At 41.4% G+C, this 18,602-nt stretch carries 16 protein-coding genes; 2 read left to right on the forward strand and 14 right to left on the reverse strand.

Annotated features, from left to right (window positions below; all coding sequences use genetic code 11):
- Positions 1–19: 19 nt before the first annotated feature.
- Both ID165_RS05885 and ID165_RS05890 read right to left on the reverse strand, forming a co-directional pair.
- Positions 20–2,461, reverse strand: coding sequence for a glycoside hydrolase family 31 protein (locus ID165_RS05885; RefSeq protein WP_192349441.1), 2,442 nt, complete (start codon positions 2,459–2,461; stop codon positions 20–22).
- Positions 2,462–2,644: 183 nt separating this feature from the next.
- A complete protein-coding gene (locus ID165_RS05890) occupies positions 2,645–3,676 on the reverse strand; it encodes a LacI family DNA-binding transcriptional regulator (RefSeq protein WP_192349442.1) in 1,032 nt (343 codons plus the stop codon).
- A 370-nt stretch (positions 3,677–4,046) separates the two neighbouring features.
- Between ID165_RS05890 and fbaA the strand changes: the two genes are divergently transcribed.
- Positions 4,047–5,108: a class II fructose-bisphosphate aldolase gene (gene fbaA / locus ID165_RS05895; protein WP_192349443.1), complete on the forward strand. Its 1,062-nt coding sequence runs from the start codon at positions 4,047–4,049 to the stop codon at positions 5,106–5,108.
- Between the two features lie 372 nt (positions 5,109–5,480).
- Here fbaA and ID165_RS05900 read toward each other — a convergent pair whose 3' ends face one another.
- From ID165_RS05900 to ID165_RS05915, 4 genes are all read right to left on the reverse strand, one after another.
- Positions 5,481–6,380 (reverse strand): hypothetical protein, encoded by a 900-nt coding sequence (locus tag ID165_RS05900; protein ID WP_192349444.1) that lies wholly within the window; start codon positions 6,378–6,380, stop codon positions 5,481–5,483.
- A 99-nt stretch (positions 6,381–6,479) separates the two neighbouring features.
- Positions 6,480–7,466: a 6-phosphofructokinase gene (gene pfkA, locus ID165_RS05905; RefSeq protein WP_192349445.1), complete on the reverse strand. Its 987-nt coding sequence runs from the start codon at positions 7,464–7,466 to the stop codon at positions 6,480–6,482.
- A 1-nt stretch (position 7,467) separates the two neighbouring features.
- The gene (locus ID165_RS05910; protein WP_192349446.1) at positions 7,468–7,839 is read right to left on the reverse strand and encodes a methylglyoxal synthase; all 372 of its coding nucleotides are present in this window, start codon (positions 7,837–7,839) and stop codon (positions 7,468–7,470) included.
- A 93-nt stretch (positions 7,840–7,932) separates the two neighbouring features.
- Entirely contained in the window at positions 7,933–9,975 is a 2,043-nt protein-coding gene (locus ID165_RS05915; RefSeq protein WP_192349447.1) for a S9 family peptidase, read from the reverse strand.
- 187 nt (positions 9,976–10,162) lie between these two features.
- Here ID165_RS05915 and mscL point away from each other — a divergent pair, with 187 nt between their 5' ends.
- Positions 10,163–10,585 carry a large-conductance mechanosensitive channel protein MscL gene (gene mscL / locus ID165_RS05920; protein ID WP_192349448.1) on the forward strand — a complete coding sequence of 141 codons (423 nt, stop codon included), beginning with the start codon at positions 10,163–10,165 and terminating at the stop codon, positions 10,583–10,585.
- A 24-nt stretch (positions 10,586–10,609) separates the two neighbouring features.
- Here the strand turns inward: mscL and ID165_RS05925 are convergent, their stop codons facing one another.
- From ID165_RS05925 to ID165_RS05965, 8 genes are all read right to left on the reverse strand, one after another.
- A complete protein-coding gene (locus ID165_RS05925) occupies positions 10,610–11,053 on the reverse strand; it encodes a hypothetical protein (RefSeq protein ID WP_192349449.1) in 444 nt (147 codons plus the stop codon).
- Positions 11,054–11,186: 133 nt separating this feature from the next.
- Positions 11,187–11,546, reverse strand: a complete 360-nt coding sequence (locus ID165_RS05930; protein WP_192349450.1) for a hypothetical protein — start codon at positions 11,544–11,546, stop codon at positions 11,187–11,189.
- A 34-nt stretch (positions 11,547–11,580) separates the two neighbouring features.
- Positions 11,581–12,129: an RNA polymerase sigma factor gene (locus ID165_RS05935; protein WP_192349451.1), complete on the reverse strand. Its 549-nt coding sequence runs from the start codon at positions 12,127–12,129 to the stop codon at positions 11,581–11,583.
- A 103-nt stretch (positions 12,130–12,232) separates the two neighbouring features.
- Entirely contained in the window at positions 12,233–13,153 is a 921-nt protein-coding gene (locus tag ID165_RS05940; protein WP_192349452.1) for a universal stress protein, read from the reverse strand.
- 580 nt (positions 13,154–13,733) lie between these two features.
- Positions 13,734–15,206, reverse strand: a complete 1,473-nt coding sequence (locus ID165_RS05945) for a lipopolysaccharide biosynthesis protein (RefSeq protein WP_192349453.1) — start codon at positions 15,204–15,206, stop codon at positions 13,734–13,736.
- Between the two features lie 168 nt (positions 15,207–15,374).
- Positions 15,375–17,504 carry a ferrous iron transport protein B gene (gene feoB, locus ID165_RS05955; RefSeq protein ID WP_192349455.1) on the reverse strand — a complete coding sequence of 710 codons (2,130 nt, stop codon included), beginning with the start codon at positions 17,502–17,504 and terminating at the stop codon, positions 15,375–15,377.
- A gap of 4 nt (positions 17,505–17,508) precedes the next feature.
- Positions 17,509–17,736: a FeoA family protein gene (locus ID165_RS05960; protein WP_192349456.1), complete on the reverse strand. Its 228-nt coding sequence runs from the start codon at positions 17,734–17,736 to the stop codon at positions 17,509–17,511.
- Between the two features lie 101 nt (positions 17,737–17,837).
- Positions 17,838–18,470 carry a hypothetical protein gene (locus ID165_RS05965; RefSeq protein WP_192349457.1) on the reverse strand — a complete coding sequence of 211 codons (633 nt, stop codon included), beginning with the start codon at positions 18,468–18,470 and terminating at the stop codon, positions 17,838–17,840.
- Between the last annotated feature and the right edge of the window lie 132 nt (positions 18,471–18,602).

Genomic DNA, 18,602 nt, shown 5'->3' on the forward strand with positions numbered 1-18,602 from the left:
TAGTAGCTCGATTTTCTGGTTAATCTAAATCACAGATTTCAACTTTATGTGATTCGATTTTTATATCCATGTATTTCAAATTGGGAATGGATAAATGTGGAAAGCGCATATCCGGCAGAGGATCAAAGTCACTCAATTTATCCAAAAACGCAAAACTTTCTTTATACACGCTAATTGTTTTTTTGTTCAGAATAGCACGGTCGGTCGAGAAGCCGTGAAGGTATATTCTGAATGTTTTAAACTGACAGGGGTAATTCCCCTTCGTTTCGCTGATGGTTAATTTTGATTCATTCGGGGAGTATCTGAATACACGCTCCAGATACTTTCCCGACTTATAATCCAGACTTTCCCCGTCATCTTCATAGTGGATGTATTCACTGCCCTGATTGCCTCCATACAGGTGGATTCTAAGAATCCCGTCATTTATTGCCCCTGTATGGGCTATGTCGTTTTGTAGAGCCAGTATACTTCCTGCCTTGACGAAAACGGGTAGATTATTCAAAGGACAATCTTGGTAAATAACCTGATTTCCATTATAAGTTTGGTCAGTGAAAAAGTAATACCAATCTCCTTTTGGCAAATACACCTTAGTGATTTCCTTATAGCTTTCTACAGGAGCTATCATAAAAGTGTCGCAGAATAGGTATTGATTTTGGTATGCAGGAAGGTAAACCAATGGATCTGCGGAATAATCTACAGCCAAGCTAGCAGCTATGGGTAGCCCGGTATGGCTGCTTTGCCGAAATTTGCTGTAAAGTGTAGGGAGCAAGTTGTATCTCAACTTCATATAAGTTCTGGAGATCTCTTCCACTTCTTCGCCAAAAGCCCAAGGTTCGGCATCATTGCTGTTGATCATGGAATGGGCACGAAAGAGTGGTGAGAATGTGCCAATACTCATCCATCGGGCATAAAGTGATTTGGTAGCTTCTCCGGCAAACCCTCCGAGATCATAGCCGGAAAATGGGATTCCGCTTAATCCAAGACTATTGACTAACCGGACTCCTGCGATCATATGCTCTTCAGTGGAGACATTGTCCCCGGTCCAGATGGCCGCATAGCGCTGAACACCCGCAAATCCCGATCTTGTCAATACAAATGGACGCTGATTGGGAAGGTTGGCGGAAGAGCCTTCCTGTGTGCTTTTCGCCATCTGCATCCCATAAATATTCCGGGCTTTTCGGTGTGAAGCTGTATTCCCTTCATACTCAAACTCGATCAAATTTGGGGTAAACTGACCCCAAGAAGCAGGTTCGTTCATATCTGTCCAGAATCCGTCTACCCCGGCTTCTGTGTAAAAAACCATTTTCTCCATCCACCATGCCCGGGTTTTGGGATTGGTGAAGTCAGGAAAAGCGCAAGGGCCAGGCCAGACTTGTGCTATGTATTCTTTTCCGTCCGGATAGCTGACAAATAATCCCTGTGATTTCCCTTCATCGTAAGGAATATATCCTGCCTCTGTTTTTATTCCCGGATCTAAGATGACCACCACTCTAAATCCTTTTTTCTTAAGCTTCGAGATGAGACCCTTAGCATCTGGAAATTTCTCCCCGTCAAAAGTAAATACCTTATAATGCTCCATATGGTGAATATCCAAGTAGATTACATCGGCAGGCATTTCTTTATCCCGGAACGTATTGGCTAAGGTAAGTACTTCCTTGTCCGGATAATATGAATACCGGCACTGCTGGTAGCCTAGAGCCCATTTGGGAGGCATTTCCATTGTTCCTGTCAGTTCTGTATAGCTGCTGATTATTCCGGCGACAGTAGGCTGGTGGATAAAGTAATAGTCCATGTCCCCATCTTCCGCATTGAAGTACATAAATCGATCTGTGGAGGCTCCAAAGTTGAAAACGCTTTTATGGGTGTTGTCAAGGTAGATTCCGTAGGCTTTCCCCTCCTTTATTCCTATGTAAAATGGAATACTCGCATACAGAGGATCATCACTGATCCCATAGCCGAAGTAATCTGTATTCCAATTGGTGTATGCCCGTCCCGCTCTGTTGAGATTTCCTGTCTTTTCCCCAAGACCAATAAACTTCTCATTGGACCGAAGCTCCTTGTAGCAAGTGACTTCTGTACCTATCCAGGAAATCCCCAATGAATCATCCTTATTGAGCAGTGTGCCACTTGTATCATAAAATGAACATATTCCATTCTGGAAGTCAAATTGCAAATGAATCTTTGAAGTTTTGAGGTGGATTGAAGTTTCTTTTTCTTCAAGTGTAAACTCAACCGTTTTAGGCAGGGCTATGACTGAGTAGGGATTGGGATCAAAGGTAGAATTCCGTGACGCTTGAACCCTGATAATTCCATCCCGGACCACACTTAATCTGACTTGGGCTATTTTGCTGTAAGCGACAAAGCCACTTTCATTTTTTGCCCAATTTTCTATTTTCCCCAGAGAGAGATATCGTGAAGAAGATAGGTGTTGGAGAGATGGTTCTTGCAGATTGTGGGGCATGTATCAATTGCTCTTAATGGTTAGAAGCGCAACTAATTTAGAACCAAAACCGGATCATAAAAACTTTGGAATTGGCAGGAAGCCAATAAATCGACAACAGGAAAAAGCAAGATATGCCTTGGATCGAAAATCAGCCCTATTCAAACGTTTGCAACTTTCGGTAGAAAAAAGTTTTACTTTTTTCTAAAATCTTTTTGAAGAATCCCTTTCCATCAGTTTTGTCTCCAAAATCAAGGTTTGCTCCATAGTTTTGGGATCAAGCTTTTTCTCGATGATGTCAAGCAAGATCTCCGTGGCTTTAGCTCCCATCGTAAATCCCGGCTGTGATACAGATGAAAGCTGCGGGTCGAGCATGGCGCAGAACTGCCAATCTGAGAAGCCAACAATCCCAACTTCCAATGGGATTTTCAAACCTGCATCCCGACAGGCCATCATTGCTCCGACAGCTCCAATGTCATTGCAGGAAAAAAATGCGTCGGGCCGCTCCGGAAGAGAATCCAGCAAGCCTGCAACCATATCCCTGCCTTCTTCTAAGGTTCCCAAGGGACATGAAACAATGTGTGCGGGATTGACGGAGATCCCATTTTTCTGCAATGCAGCTTTATATCCATTTTCCCTGTCTATGCTTATTTTAAGGGTTTTTGGTCCAGCTAGGTGTACGATATTCTTGTAGCCTTGACTGATCAGATGTGCCGTAGCATCGTATGCCCCCCGGTAATCATCCACCATGACATTAATCGCATTCGGAATAGCGGGTGCACGGTCAAAAAACACGATAGGGAATCCCTGATCCAGTACCTTTGTAAAGTGATCGAAATCCTTTGTCTCCTTAGAATAACTCACCAAAACCCCATCGATTTGGTTAGAAAGCATGGTTTCTATGCTCGATATCTCCCTGCTTAATTTTTCATTGGACTGGGAAAGAATGACATTATACCCTCTGGAATTGGCGATTTCCTCTATGCCGCTAATCACTGTGGAGAAGAAAAAATGAACTACTTCAGGGATGATTACTCCTATGGTAAATGACCTGCTTTTGCGAAGCGATAAGGCAATGGCATTTGGACGGTAGTTCAATCTTTCGGCAACTTCTTTTACTTTTCGCTTCGTCTCACTATTAATCCCGGGGTAATCTTTCAGTGCTCTGGAGATAGTGGAAACCGAAAGATTCAACTCGCGTGCGATATCTTTTATTGTAGCTTGACCTAGTTTCATATGTGAATAAGTAAGTATAAAAAGTAAAGTAGTTATTAACCTAGACTGGCCTCCAAGCTATAGATTTTTGAGGAAAATCAAGTAAATGCCAGGGAAATGAATTTTCCAGGCATTTCTCTTTCTGCAAGTTTTATAAGGATGGGAAATCGCATTACTTGCTTAGCTAAACTCAAAAAATTTTTCAATTCATTCAATTTTTCTAAATCTACTGTTTTGGAATCGATTGCACACGGATAAATACTTTTAAGAAGGATATTTTAGAATTGGATGTGGGGAATTATAAGGAAGGGATTTATATCTTTGGAGCCTACGTTAGAGAGGCGGAGCCTTTATTGACGTATAAAATTGAAATAAACAAACCTAATAACACATGAAATTTAAACCTGGAGTAAAATACGGTGAAGAACTTCGAGATCTTTATGCTTACGCTAAAGAGAATGAGTTCGCAATGCCTGCGGTAAATGTGATCAACACCAATTCGGTGAATGCAGTACTTGAGACTGCCAAAAAACTGAATTCTCCCGTGATCATTCAGTTCTCTAATGGCGGAGCACAGTTTTTTGCAGGAAAATCTCTGGCAAACGATAAGCAGCAGGCAAGCATCGCAGGCGGTATCTCAGGTGCGCACCACGTGCATTTGATGGCTGAAGCGTATGGTGTGCCGGTTATTCTACACACAGATCACGCAGCTAAGAAATTGTTACCGTGGATTGACGGACTTTTGGACGCAGGTAAGGCTTATTATGCTACGCATAAAAGACCTTTGTATAGCTCCCATATGTTGGATCTTTCTGAAGAGCCTTTGGAAGAAAATGTAGAGATTTCTTGTAACTACTTCAAAGAATTCGAAAAGCTTGAGATGGCTATCGAAATCGAATTGGGAGTAACAGGCGGAGAAGAAGATGGTGTGGATAACACTGATATTGATTCTTCTAAGCTTTATACTCAGCCTGAGGAAGTAGCTTATGCATACGAGCACTTGAAAGAAGTCGGTGATCTGTTTACTATAGCTGCTGCTTTCGGTAATGTACATGGTGTATATAAGCCAGGCAACGTTAGCTTGAAGCCAATCATCCTGAAAAACTCTCAGGATTTCATCAAAGAAAAGCATGGCTTGACAGGTAAGCCGCTGAACTTTGTATTCCATGGTGGATCCGGATCTACAGTAGAGGAGATCAGAGAAGCTAATAGCTACGGCTCTATCAAGATGAATATCGATACAGATATGCAGTGGGCATTCTGGGAAGGTATCTTGAATAACTACAAAAAGAATGAGGCTTATCTTCAGACTCAACTGGGTAATCCGGACGGTGCTGATAGTCCTAATAAAAAATATTACGATCCAAGAAATTGGTTGCGTAAAGGTGAAGAGAATTTCGTGAAGCGTCTTGAGCTTGCATTTGACATGCTTAATGCGGTAAACAGAAATTAATTTCTTCTATTCTAAGTTGAGAATTCAAAAAAGCCACCTGCTAAGGGTGGCTTTTTCAGTTATGGACAATAAGGTCGACCGCAGTTGGTGACAGTGACTTTGAAAATTATAGTATTTTTTATATGTGTATTCGCATGAATGCACGTACTAGAATTATATCTGGTGCTGGCCTAATAAAATCCCCCTAGCCCCCTTTTAGAAAGGGGAAATTGCCAAATTTGAACTTCTAGCATTAATTCAAAGTACATACGTTCAATTAAGCGGATACACATAATTTTTTAAACCTACGGAATTGAAACAAACTTAGCCTGGAGTCGAAGACGGATGCCAGCTAACGAATCTTTATAAGCTGTAACGTCTATCCCGGATTAGTTATTTGCTTTGCTCGATCTCATCTTGCAATTGTTTCAATTGACTGGCTGCTGTTTCATTGTCCGGTTCCAGTTCTATGACACGTTTAAACAGTTGGATAGCCCGATCTTTCTGGTTATCATCCATAAGGGCTTCTCCATAGCTATGAAGCACATTTGGAGAGTAAGGGAATATTACCGAGTTGATCTCAAATGTCAGTAATGCCTCTGGCATTCGACCGGAATATTTAAATACATAGCCTAGCGTATTTAATTCTTTTTCTTTCCCAACCAACCTGTAAACATTGTTGAAGTGAGTTTGTACATTTCTATAAACCGAATCCATTGGTTCTGACTCAAATAATTCAAGAAGGTATGTGGCAGCCCTGTAATTAGGTTCAGATGCATAGCCTAACCCAATTTGCGCTAAATCTGTCTCCAGGTCATTGACTGGGAACTCGACAATCCTAGAGAACTCTTTTCCCTCTTTTGTGAAAATGAAAGTTGGTACCCGATGAATTAATTTTCCTTTTTCCTCTCCGTTTGGCCCTTGTTTATAAAATTCTTGCCCATCATAAAGTGCAGTGAATTTTAACTGGCTCTCCTCTAGCCCCAGTTCATTCCAAAGTTTAACAAATTGCGGTACCCAACGTTTGCTGTCCCCACACCAAGTCCCGAGAAATATTTCAACTTCTGAATTTTCAAATGCATTTTTCCAATCTGTATTTTTCCCGGAAAGGTTAAATAAACGTTCATTCTCAACATACCAAGTTTGATAAGAGCTATCAGATTTTAGGATTTCTAGCTCAAATTCCCCGGCCAGATGTTTATCTCCGGCAGCATTTAAATAAGTCTTTGGGGTTTGCGCCACTAGAATGGATGAAAGAAATAAAAATAGCGCGATAAGAAAATAGTTCTTCATGAGGTAGTTATAAGATTGGAACTGAACAAAAATCCAAAATAACGCAAAAAGTCCAAGCTGATGAGCTTGGACTGTGATTTTTCTAATAGTTGAGGGTAATTAAGTAGACAAAATCTTCGCTACACGGAAATCATCCTCATCCACCGATTTATCATCGACAATTGCTTTTTTGATAGGAGTATAAACTACTTTGTTGTTTATCAAACCCGCCATCACGTCATATTTGCCCTGAAGAAGCCCTTCTACAGCCGCTACACCAAGTTTGGAGGCGAGTAGACGGTCATATGAGCTAGGGGATCCGCCGCGCTGTAAGTGGCCAAGAATAGTAACTTTGATGTCATAGTAGGGGAGGTGCTTTTTAACTAGAGAAGCGATTTCATTTGCCCCACCGCTTTTTCCGCCTTCCGCCACGATCACTATATTTGATGCTTTTTTGGCTTTGGTTCTGATTCTCAACTTGTCTACCAAGTGCTCAATCGGCATTTTTTTCTCCGGAATTAAAATAGCCGCCGCAGCACTTCCGATTCCAGCATTGATTGCAATAAATCCTGCATCTCTTCCCATAACTTCCACAAAGAAAAGCCTGTCGTGTGAGGTGGCAGTATCACGAATCTTGTCAATTGCCTCGATGGCAGTATTACATGCTGTATCAAAACCTATGGTGGAATCTGTACCTGAAAGATCGTTGTCTATCGTACCGGGTAGTCCAATAGCCGGGATTCCAAATTCCTTATAGAACAAGTGGGCTCCTGTAAGTGATCCATCACCCCCTATAACGACCAAGGCATCTATTCCATGGGATTTTAGGTTGTTGTAGGCGGTTTGACGCCCTTCAGGAGTACGGAATTCAGCGCTTCTGGCAGACTTCAGGAAAGTTCCGCCGCGTTCCAGTACATGTGTGATATGCTTGGAATCCAGCTTTTTGATATCATTTTGGATCATACCTTCGTAGCCGCGGTAGATTCCATACATTTCTAAGTCGTAATACAATCCGGCTCTTACTACGGCTCGGATTGCGGCATTCATCCCCGGGGAGTCACCTCCAGAAGTCAAAACACCGATTTTTTTAATGGTTTTAGGTTCCATTTTAGGTTTGAGTGAAGGCTTTAAACATTAATTCGGCAGAGGCCGGATTGGTTGCCAATGGGATATTGTGTACATCACAAATTCGCATAAGCATTTGCACATCCGGTTCGTGCGGATGCTTGTCAAGTGGATCTCTGAAGAAAACAACCATCGCCAGTTCTTTCTGAGCAGCCATAGCTGCAATCTGAGCATCACCCCCAAATGGTCCTGAGAGTAACTTTTGAACAACAAATCCTGCTTTTTCTATATGAGATCCTGTGGTGCCGGTAGCCACCAATTCCACGTCTGCCTGATGCAGTCTTTCACGGAATCCACTTAAAAAATGAACCATGTCGGCTTTTTTTCCATCATGGGCTATAAGAGCAATTTTCATTAACTATAGTGTAATAGGTTCGTGCCAAAGTTAGGAAAAATTCTTTCCCTGACGGCTTAGCATTGGTTATTTAAAGGCTTCTTAATGTTCAGTTCAAATCATTTTTTCCAAATAGAACAGAAAAGTGTATTCAAGTGCCAACTCTTTTAGCGAGTTGAATCTACCTGAAGCACCTCCATGTCCTGCTTCCATATTGGTGTGTAGGAATAAGAGTTTAGAGTCTGTTTTCAATTCCCTGAGTTTCGCCACCCACTTGGTAGGTTCCCAATACTGCACTTGGCTATCATGTAGACCGGAAGTGATGAGTAGATTCGGGTAGTCCTTAGTTTCCACATTATCATAAGGGGAGTAAGAAAGCATGTAGTCGTAATATTCCTTATCCTTGGGATTGCCCCATTCTTGAAATTCACCTGTAGTCAACGGAATACTTTCGTCCAGCATGGTAGTTACCACATCCACAAAAGGTACTGCTGCAATCAGTCCATTGAACAAATCAGGGCGTAAATTCATCACCGCACCCATCAGCAATCCTCCTGCACTTCCTCCCATGGCGTACAGATGCTCCTGTGAAGTATAGCTCTCTGCGATCAAATGCTCTGCACAAGCGATGTAATCGGTGAAGGTGTTTCGCTTTTTTAGCATTTTTCCATCCTCATACCAGCCACGTCCCAAATCTTCCCCGCCACGGATGTGTGCTATTGCAAATACAAATCCTCTATCCAATAAGCTCAATCGGCTACTGGAAAAATAGGCATCCATGCTGTAGCCGTAAGATCCATAAGAATAGAGTAGTAAAGGGTTGGAGCCGTCAGGGGTGAATTTATCGATTTTGTATACCAAAGAAATAGGAACCATGACTCCATCTGTAGCTTTTGCCCAGATTCTGGCGGAAGTATATGATGAAGCATCATAGCCGCCTATGATTTCTTGTTGCTTCAGCAACGTCTTCTCCTTAGTTACCATGTGGTAATCGAAGGTACTTGGAGGCGTTACGAGTGAATTGTAGCCAAAACGAAGGATCTGTGTGTCAAATTCCGGATTGGTGCTGATCCAAGCAGTGTAGGTCTCATCGTCAAACTCCAAGGAGTGTCCCGCTGTTCCGTCCCAAGGTGTGATGTTGATTTTACATAGACCGTTTGATCTCTCCTGTGTTACCAAGAAATATGAGAAAATATCAAAGTCCTCCAATAAAACCGATTCACGATGAGGGATCACATCCTCCCAATTTTCAAGTGAAGGACTGCCGATAGGAGCCTTGACAAGTTTGAAATTCTGCGCCTCATGATTTGTCCTGATCCAAAAATGATCCTCATAATGGTCAGCTGCATATTCCAAATGCGGAATTCTAGCCTGAAGCAATGTGAATTCTCCGGTAGGATTGGTAGCATCCAAAAAGCGCATTTCAGAAGAAATCGTGCTTTCGGAATGTATTAGTATATATTTTTCAGATTTGGTTTTGTGTACCACACAGGAGAATTCTTCATCCTTTTCCTCATAGATCAGGATATCATCTTCTGTAGAAGTGCCCAATTGATGCGAATAGATCTGATAGGAGCGAAGAGTCTCAGGGTCTTGTTTGGAGTAGAAAAGCGTTCTGTTATCTTCAGCCCATGCAAAGTTTCCAGTGATAGCAGAAATGTGGTCTGTGAGAATCTCACCCGTTTCGAGGTTCTTGAAGTGGATTTCATAGATTCTGCGCCCTACTTCATCGACCGCAAAGGCCAGAACCTTCAGATCAGAAGAAGCCGCTGTGCCGCCTACCTGATAATAAGCTTTGCCTTCAGCAAGTAAATTGACATCAAGAAAGATCTCCTCGGTAGCATTCAGACTACCTTTCTTGCGACAATACAAGGGATATTCTCCCCCCGTCTTGTATTTGATGTACCAGTAATATCCTGATTTCAGGTAAGGAACACTTTCGTCGTCTTCTTTGATACGCCCTTTCATTTCTTGGAATAATTTCTCCTGAAATTCTTCCGTGGACTTTAGGCTTGCTTTGAGGTATTCGTTCTCCGCATTTAGGTATTCTATGACTTCCGGGTTTTCCCGCTCGCGCATCCAATAATAATTGTCAGTGCGCTGATGACCATGTGCTTCTAAGAGCTGAGCTATCTTTTTGGCTTGTGGTGCCTGCATTTTCTAGAATAGTTAAGGTTGCAATGTTAAGGAAAAAAATGGGAGTAGAGTTCTCTTAGTTGAGAGAAATTAGGTGTTTATAAGTGGTTTTTATCAATTAAAATATTGTGGAAATCTCTTCTGCTCTTGGATAGAAATAAATTTTTCGAAATATTCAGTAAATAATTCAACCATTAACCAAATTTCTATGGGATTTCTAAAAGAGTTTAAAGAGTTTGCTGTCAAAGGCAATGTGATCGATCTGGCCGTAGCGGTAATCATCGGCGGAGCTTTTGGTAAGATTGTAGCATCTTTTGTGAAAGACATCGTAATGCCACCAATTGGGGTTTTGCTTGGAGGTGTAGAGTTTACTGATCTAGCATTGGTTTTAAAGGAAAACAGTGTCGGGCCAGCCGGTGAAGAACTAGGGCCTGTGTTATTGACTTATGGTATTTTTATACAAAATGTAGTCGATTTCTTAATTATTGCAATAGTGATTTTTCTAGCAGTTAAGGGGATCAATAGTCTGAAGAAGAAGGAGGAAGTAAAGCCTACTCCTCCACCTGCGCCACCGAAATCGGAAGTGCTACTTGAAGAAATTAGAGACCTTTTGAAAAAAGACAAATTATAAAAAAAGCGGCTTAGAGCCGCTTTTTTACTTTTTGCCATCTTCTCTTCGCCTTTGATAAATATGTCTTGCAAATTCCCTCGACAATCCATTCAACCGGATAATTTGATTATAGGTTAATACTCCGGATAGGTCTTTGACAAACTTCTCTTCATCCACGATCATTTTCCTTTGAAGTTCAAATTTCCGCGCAATTCTCGATTTGGCGTCTTCTTCGGATAATTGATCGTCCATTATTCTTCCCAAATCAAACATTTCTTTCAGATTTCTCTCTCTCAAATCATTGAAACCATTGAAAAGGGGCCAGAATTTCTGGGCCTGTTCAGGAGTTAGATCCAATCTTGTTGTGATAAAAGCGACTCTTGCGGCTTCTAATTTCTCACGATCATATTTCTCTCCTGTACGTTGGGCTTGGGTAGTCCCTATCATCAAGAAAAATATTAGTGCTAATAATAATGTGTGTTTTTTCATCGGATTGTAATTTGATTTTGAAGGCCCTAATCTGTCCCGAACCTGATTCAGGACTTGGCTACCGTCAGACAGGTAGCTTGACGGATACTCATCTCACTGATTTACAGTTAGAGCAAGGCTCGATTTCATATGCTTAATACCAATATTGATCATTATCATCCACCACGTCTACCTCGTACATCATTTCCTCTTCTATAATCTGATCCAATATTTCTTCAGGATTATCTACCATACTCAGTACATCCTCAGCAGTCCAATATTGGCTTTCTATATAGAAATTAACCTCTTCATCCATGGCTAGTGTTTCAAATTGCGAATCCTGAATATTGAACTGCCATACTGCCAGGCTTACTACAAGAATAGCAGAGGCGGCAGCGTACTTCATCCAGTTGGAAGACCGTGGAATGTTGATTCTATCCATAACGGCATCCGGGAGATCGTTAAAGTAATCGTCCGGAGCCTTGAAATCCTTGATTTTTGGAAGTTTTTGCATGGTATAAGTTTAGACTGGATTTGTGGCTAATAGTTTATTCTTTAGCTAAGGAAAGCTCGATTTTTTTCACGGCATGATGATAACTTGCCTTGAGGGCACCGATGCTGGTTCCCGTGATTTCGGATATTTCCTCATAGGTAAGATCTTCCTGATATTTTAGGTGGAATACGAGTCTTTGCTTGTCTGGCAGGGATAGTAAGGCCTTTTGCAGCAGGCGTTGAATTTCGTCTCCATCCATATTGCCCGGTTGGTCTATATAGGATTCCATTTTCTCCTGATGATCTTCAATAGAGAAGAAGAATCGCTTTTTTTTCTTCTGTAGAAAGCTAAGTGACTCATTTGTAGCAATTCGATACAGCCAGGTGAAAAGGCTGGATTTACCTTGAAACTTGTCAATGTAATGATGGGCTTTGATAAACGTGTTTTGGGTGATGTCATCGGCATCTTCATGAATCAAAACCATTCTTCTAATTACATGATACACCCGCTTTTGGTAAGCCAGAATTAGCTGCCTGAAACCCATGTCCCTAGTTTTGGGATTTTGGATGAGTTGGATGATTTTCTGGTCACCGTCTTTCTTCATTAGCCTTTTAGACCCAATTTAGGAAAAAGGGTTTATTAGACTAGGAATATAAACTCACTAAGCATTGATTTCCAGGCTTAAAAAAATGAAAAACAATTTATAGCTAGATCTCTAGAATATAATCCAGAATTCCTGCATTTTTTCCTTTTGGCCGAGTTACCATAAGCGGAATGCTGTCGTTGTATTGAATCAATCGCTCTGCCATACTTCCTATGAATAGAGCGGTGGCAGCTGTACGCCCCTTTGCTCCTATTATAATCCCATCGGCATCGATTTCTTTTGCCTTTGCCACGATTTCCTCAACGGGGTCATCATTGACGTCCTGGGTGTAGACGGGGATGATTTTATGACCTTTGGTGTCTATTTTCCGGATGAATTTTTTGTAATTGATCTCTGCGTGCATACGCATGATCTGGGTGAATTCTTCGTAGGTTTTTCCTGTATAATGATATCCGGAGGGAACAGTGAACACATTTTGACAGACGATTTCGAGTCCTCCGTGCTTTTCAGCAATCATAATAGCCTCTTCCAAGGCATCTTTGGAATAATCAGAAAAATCACTCGGAACCAGTAAACGTTGCATTTTGGTGGCAGAACCTTCCGGTACTATGAGTAAGGAGCAGCTGGCACGTCTGGCTAATCTGCTCGATGCTACGCCTGTGCCCGGAAGGTGGACTTTTCTACCAATCAGAATCATATCGGCAGATTTTTCTTCGGCAAGCTTTAAAATTTTCTTGGAGAGAGAGCCTTCCTTTACGATATAATTCAAAGATATGCCTTTAGGATTTTTGAAGTGCTCTTTGACCATTGATTCCATGGCTTCCTGTCTTTCATTAACCATGTTTTCCACCAAATTCGGAAACTCCTCAAGAACCTCTTTGGGAATGCTGAGGTTCTTTATCACATTTACGAAGTAGATTTTTTTGGTTTGGTTGACCTGAGCAATAAATGCTGCATGTTGAATCAAGGTTTGATCCAGGGATGTCTGATCTAGGCAAACGACCATTTTTTTAATCAAATACATAAAGCGTCAATGGTTTTAGGAATGCAAATTTACGAGTAAAATCGAGTAAAACTTTAGGGGGTGGATGAAATAAAATTTCGAGTAAGTCTGTTTTGCCGTTTGATTGCTTTGTGCTCTTGGTTAAATTAATGATTTTTCTTAAATATTATTCTGATATAAGCAGCTGAAGCCCACGTTTTTTTAATTTCTTCACCATACATTATCGGAATCATCTGCCAATTTTGCCAACCTGTCATGTAATAAATCGTATATTTGTACTGTCCGGGTCGCTGACATGTTCAAACTTCACAATTATCAATTTTACCGAGTGAAGCCCTTCCCAAAAACAGGCCTCACCCCGATATAAATCGGGGCCTCGATTCGCAAGAGTCAGGATAACAGTGGAAGTTTGCGGTTAACAGGCAGCTCAAATCTTGTCTTATAGGAGGTTTGCAACACTCTAAGACCCGGATTTTTTAGTTTTTTTAGCCGTGTGGGCATAGTGATTCTCGCAGAGCCCACAGTTAATTTTCTTGCAGCTTACCTGCCCACTGCTTCTTGTATAATCTTAATGCTCTCCGCCTGTTAAACTTTGAGGGTGTTACTCAGAACGTATTACCCTCTTTTTCACCCATTCCCATTCTTCAGTACCCACGCCCAACACTCTTGAGAAAAACAGGTATGTCCCCAGTACCAGTGTGCTAGTTACTATAATATCAGGAATAGGAGAAAGAGAAAAATAATCGAAATAACCCGGGACGAAGGCAATACACCCCACGAAGATTATCTTCATTGTTTCTATAGAAAACGGTTCGAAACCCAGTTTTATTTTTAGGAATAAGTACTTCACCAGATTGAACATCAGCATCACAGCTACTGAAGCCATCGCCGCTCCTTCTATACCGTATAGAGGAATAAGAAGGTAGTTCAATCCAATAATCAAAACACTCATACCGATTGTGGCAATAAGATTGAAGCGGTAATGTTTGGAGAAAATTAGAATTTCTCCATTTACGGAGAAGACCACATCAAAGAGTTTACCAAGCCCAATCAAAATAACTACATACTTGCCTGTCCCGTAAAATTCACTGTTGGGGATAAAATAGTATAAAGCATCCAAATTGGCCCAAATTCCTATGAAAAGCAGTAAGCAGATGTAGAGCTGACGATTTGAAACCTGTTTGTAGAGGGTATTGATTTCATTGTGGTTGCCTTGCGCAAAATGATCGGCGATGACAGGCATCACCACCTGGGAGATTGCCCTTCTGGGCAATTCTATTACCAGTGCCATACTGAATGCAATCGTGTAAATCGCATTTGCCTCCAGACTAATCATGGAGCTCACCATGATACTGTCTATTTTCATTATCAAAGTGGATGCTGCTGTAGCCAAAAAGGTAATTAGACTAAATTGGATGAAAGATGTACGAAAACCTTTTGGGAACGTGTTCCAGCGGAAATCTAATTTCAAAACTCCCAACCACAGCAAATAGACCAAAACACCTAATAGTGCAAATCCATACACTGCGACCAATCCTTGCATTACTTGTGGAAAAGTAATCCATTTGAGTAAATACGATCCAACTAAAAGTCCTGTGAGTAAACGTAAAAAAACTTCCCGAACGAGGGTAGGCACTCCGACTTTTAGAAATGAGCGGCTGTATGCATCGAGTATACTACTCAGCAGAGAGAATAAAGTAATCAGAAGAACTATGCCGAAAAAGTCAATCACTTCGGGAGAATTTACTGCAAATAGGCTGATGATTTGATTTTTGAATCCGAGAAAGATCGTGCTGACAAGGACAAAACCTACCAACGAAAATGCAATGCCATAGCTTAGGAATGCCGATTTGTTGGAGTTGAGTTGGGGGAAAAATCGGGTGATACCATGTCCTACGCCCAATTGTGCGAAAGGAACAAAGAGCAATCCCAGATCCTGTATCGTTCGAAAAGTACCCAGTTGGGATGCATCTAACGCATAGGGATAAAGCCAAAGCACGTTGACATAGCCTATGACAACTCCCAGATAGGAAAAAATGGCAGTTTGAATACTCTGTTTGGCTACTTTGCCCATATGCTTAAAAGTATCAAAAAACTACCTATAAACTATTGTTTGAGCAAAACTCAGGGTTTAGCGCATTTGTCACAGCCCGTTTGGGTTTTGGATTTGAAGAAATATTTTTTCACCAAATACCCCAAGGCTGCTAAAACTATAATGCCAACTAAGATTTCCTGCCACATATTACGATAGAATTTGATAGACGAGAAGCGCAGAGAAATACGCCAACGCCGTCATATACACAGTTTGAATCAACGGCCATTTCCAACCTTTGGTTTCCCTATACACCACCGCAAGTGTACTCATGCACTGCATAGCAAAGGCATAGAACACCATAAGCGAGAAGGCAGTAGCTTTATTATATACTTTTTCTCCGGTGTCCGGATTAATCTGCTGATTGAGTTTTTCCCGGATGGTAAGTTCATCCTCTGTATCTGCACCTATGCTGTAGATGGTGGCAATAGTAGAGACAAACACTTCACGAGCTGCAAAGGAAGTGATCAGGGCGATTCCGATTTTCCAATCATATCCAAGCGGTTTTATCACAGGCTCTATAGCTCTTCCCATTATTCCAATGAAAGAGTTTTCAAGCAAAAGGGAAGAGGTTTCATTTTCGATCACGGGAATTTCTTCGGCTGTAGCTTGGGCAAGTTTTTCTTCGCTTTCTGCTCTGATAGCATCCATGCGCTCAGGAGGGCCGTAGGAAGCCAATACCCATAAAACGACTGATATGGCAAGAATGACTTTTCCGGCTTCAAAAACAAAGGTCTTGGACTTGTTGTACATCGTCAGCAAAACGTCTAACCAACGTGGAGCACGATAGGTAGGGAGCTCCACCATCAAGAAGCTTTTCTCTTCGGTCTTTAAGATGTATTTCAGTAGAAGCGCGGTGAAAAACACTCCGACTACACCCAATAGATAAAGCCCGAGTAAGGCAACAGCCTGAAGATTGAAAATACCGAAAATAAACTCATCAGGCACCACCAGGCCAATGAGAATAATATATACAGGTAGACGTGCAGAGCAGCTCATCAGTGGAGTCACCATAATGGTGATTATTTTTTCCTTCCAATTTCCAATGTTTCTGGCAGCCATCACACCAGGAATAGCACAGGCCACACCGGAAACTAGAGGCACTATACTCTTGCCATGAAGGCCAAACGGGCGCATCCAGCGATCCATCAGAAATACTACCCTGGACATATATCCTGTGTCTTCCAGAATAGCCAAGAACCCAAAAAGCATGGCGATTTGGGGGATAAAGATCACCACTCCTCCGATGCCGGGTATAATTCCTTCGGTGATCAAGCTCGACAGTGGACCTTCGGGCAATAGACCGGAAACCCAGCCTGACAGCTCTGCAAAAAAGCCGTCGATCATATCCATCGGAACCGATGCCCATGCGAAAATCGCTTGGAAAATAAGCAGGAGAATAGCTCCAAAAATCAGATACCCAAATATCGGGTGAAGCAGAATCTTGTCGATACTTGCTTTCGGCGAATCAACTGAAGTTTTGACAACAGTCTTTTCTACTATTTCGGTGATTTTTCGATAGCGTATTTTAGTCTCTTCCAGCTGAGCAGCCTCCAGATCAAATTTACTTTCGGCAAGTTTGCTTTTTAACCAGTTCCTATCACTCTCAGAATATGTTTTGTCCTTAGCCCCAAATCGCAGCATTTGATAAGCCTGATAGGGATTTGATAGGCCAAACTTATCTTTGACTTCGGATAGCAATTCGGTGGGAACTACTTCTTCAATGTTAAGGAAGGTTGATTTCTTACTGAAATTTTGCTGATGGATTAATTCACGGATTTGTTCTAGTCCCTTTTCTCCACGGGCATCAGTGCTCAAAATTGGAACGCCAAGGGCTTTGAATATTTCGAAGCTTTTGATCGCAATATTTTTTCTTGCCGCGATGTCGGCCATATTTAGCACCAAAGCGAGATTTAGACCCAAATCCAATAGCTGGGTAGCTAAAAATAGACCTCGGGAAAGTTGGCAAGAGTCAATTACCATTAAGACAAACTCAGGTTTATCCTCTTCACTTATCTGGTTCAACACCCGGTGCGCGATGATCTCGTCTTCAGAATTGGGATATAAACTGTAGGTACCCGGAAGGTCAATTATTTCATAACTGCTCCCCTGATAGTGCATCCAGCCTATTTTTTTGTCCACAGTGACTCCCGGGTAATTGCCGATTTTTTGGCTTAATCCGGTGAGTTGGTTAAAAATGGTTGATTTACCAACATTCGGGTTTCCAATGATGGCTACTCTTGGCGATTTGACTAGGGAAGGAGTTTGGGACTCAGGCATGAATTCAGAGCAATTGGACTTCGATCAGAGAAGCCTCAGATTTTCGTAAAGCAAGAATAGTTTCCTCTAGTTTGAAAGCCATAGGGCCTCCCAGAGGTGCTGTATGTTGTAGGATGATGGTTTTTCCAGGAAGAAAACCGAGCTCCATCAAATTGATTTTCAAAGGGGAATCTGAAATCTCTTGAATTATCGCCGCCCGGGTGTGCGGAATTGTATCAGCTGTAATTATCATATTCTTGTACCGGTCATTTGACCGTGCGCAAAAATAGAATTATTTGGAATGAATCTAAAGAAAAACAGAGAAGATTTTTGTCATGTTTTGAATTAGGAAGCTTATTTAATGGATAGCTTCTCATGATTCAGACTATATTCCTGACCATCTTCCATAATAATTAAGATGCTAAAGTCGAGTCTTAGCTCTTTGTGGGGTGCAGAGCTCCAGTTTAGCTGAAAATAGTCATCTATATACAGAGCTCTTTTTTCACTAAAAAATTCAGCAATTGTATAGGGTACTTCTGCAGAGTGGTTATTAATTCCAAACCTAGTAGTTAGATCATCTCCAATTTCTATAACCTCTCCGTCGTCTAGGATTAATATCTCGTTATTTATCAATTGAATACTTTCAATGCGAGTGACGGATTTTGGAGGTATTGGATCACAGGCATAAGCGACGCCCGGAATAGCACTGAAGTTCAATAGTTGATCGTTTGCAGCAGATGTTTGGGTTTCCTTTATTCTTATTTCCTTGAGGACTTCGTCATATGGCAGAAATTCCAAAGGATTAACCTCGTTTCCATTCTGACCCAAAGTAGATGCTTCAAAAGATAGAATTGTGAAATTTTTTAATGCGGGTGGCGAGGAACAGTCACAGGAATCGTTGCAAAACATATCGCAGCCAATTGGGAGCAATGTCAAAAGTGAAAGTAACGAGAGTGTAGTGATCGTTTTCCTAAGAAAAGTTTTCATACGTATACTTAGTTGATGTGATAGGTTTAATTTCGCTCTGCTGTTGAATCTAAGAAATACGATGCTAAAATTGGCAAATTTTACTAAAATAAAATTTGTAATTATTACTATTTCAGTGTCTTACGTTGGTAT

The sequence above is a fragment of the Algoriphagus sp. Y33 genome, assembly GCF_014838715.1.
Lineage (GTDB): Bacteria > Bacteroidota > Bacteroidia > Cytophagales > Cyclobacteriaceae > Algoriphagus.

Coding starts and splice junctions, on each gene's coding strand:
- feoB (WP_192349455.1), bottom strand. CDS start 17,504: ATGCCTGAGTCCCAAACTCCTTCCCTAGTCAAATCGCCAAGAGTAGCC.
- ID165_RS05925 (WP_192349449.1), bottom strand. CDS start 11,053: ATGAAAAAACACACATTATTATTAGCACTAATATTTTTCTTGATGATA.
- mscL (WP_192349448.1), top strand. CDS start 10,163: ATGGGATTTCTAAAAGAGTTTAAAGAGTTTGCTGTCAAAGGCAATGTG.
- ID165_RS05915 (WP_192349447.1), bottom strand. CDS start 9,975: ATGCAGGCACCACAAGCCAAAAAGATAGCTCAGCTCTTAGAAGCACAT.
- ID165_RS05960 (WP_192349456.1), bottom strand. CDS start 17,736: ATGATAATTACAGCTGATACAATTCCGCACACCCGGGCGGCGATAATT.
- ID165_RS05935 (WP_192349451.1), bottom strand. CDS start 12,129: ATGAAGAAAGACGGTGACCAGAAAATCATCCAACTCATCCAAAATCCC.
- ID165_RS05910 (WP_192349446.1), bottom strand. CDS start 7,839: ATGAAAATTGCTCTTATAGCCCATGATGGAAAAAAAGCCGACATGGTT.
- fbaA (WP_192349443.1), top strand. CDS start 4,047: ATGAAATTTAAACCTGGAGTAAAATACGGTGAAGAACTTCGAGATCTT.
- ID165_RS05965 (WP_192349457.1), bottom strand. CDS start 18,470: ATGAAAACTTTTCTTAGGAAAACGATCACTACACTCTCGTTACTTTCA.
- ID165_RS05885 (WP_192349441.1), bottom strand. CDS start 2,461: ATGCCCCACAATCTGCAAGAACCATCTCTCCAACACCTATCTTCTTCA.
- ID165_RS05930 (WP_192349450.1), bottom strand. CDS start 11,546: ATGCAAAAACTTCCAAAAATCAAGGATTTCAAGGCTCCGGACGATTAC.
- ID165_RS05900 (WP_192349444.1), bottom strand. CDS start 6,380: ATGAAGAACTATTTTCTTATCGCGCTATTTTTATTTCTTTCATCCATT.
- pfkA (WP_192349445.1), bottom strand. CDS start 7,466: ATGGAACCTAAAACCATTAAAAAAATCGGTGTTTTGACTTCTGGAGGT.
- ID165_RS05945 (WP_192349453.1), bottom strand. CDS start 15,206: ATGGGCAAAGTAGCCAAACAGAGTATTCAAACTGCCATTTTTTCCTAT.
- ID165_RS05940 (WP_192349452.1), bottom strand. CDS start 13,153: ATGTATTTGATTAAAAAAATGGTCGTTTGCCTAGATCAGACATCCCTG.
- ID165_RS05890 (WP_192349442.1), bottom strand. CDS start 3,676: ATGAAACTAGGTCAAGCTACAATAAAAGATATCGCACGCGAGTTGAAT.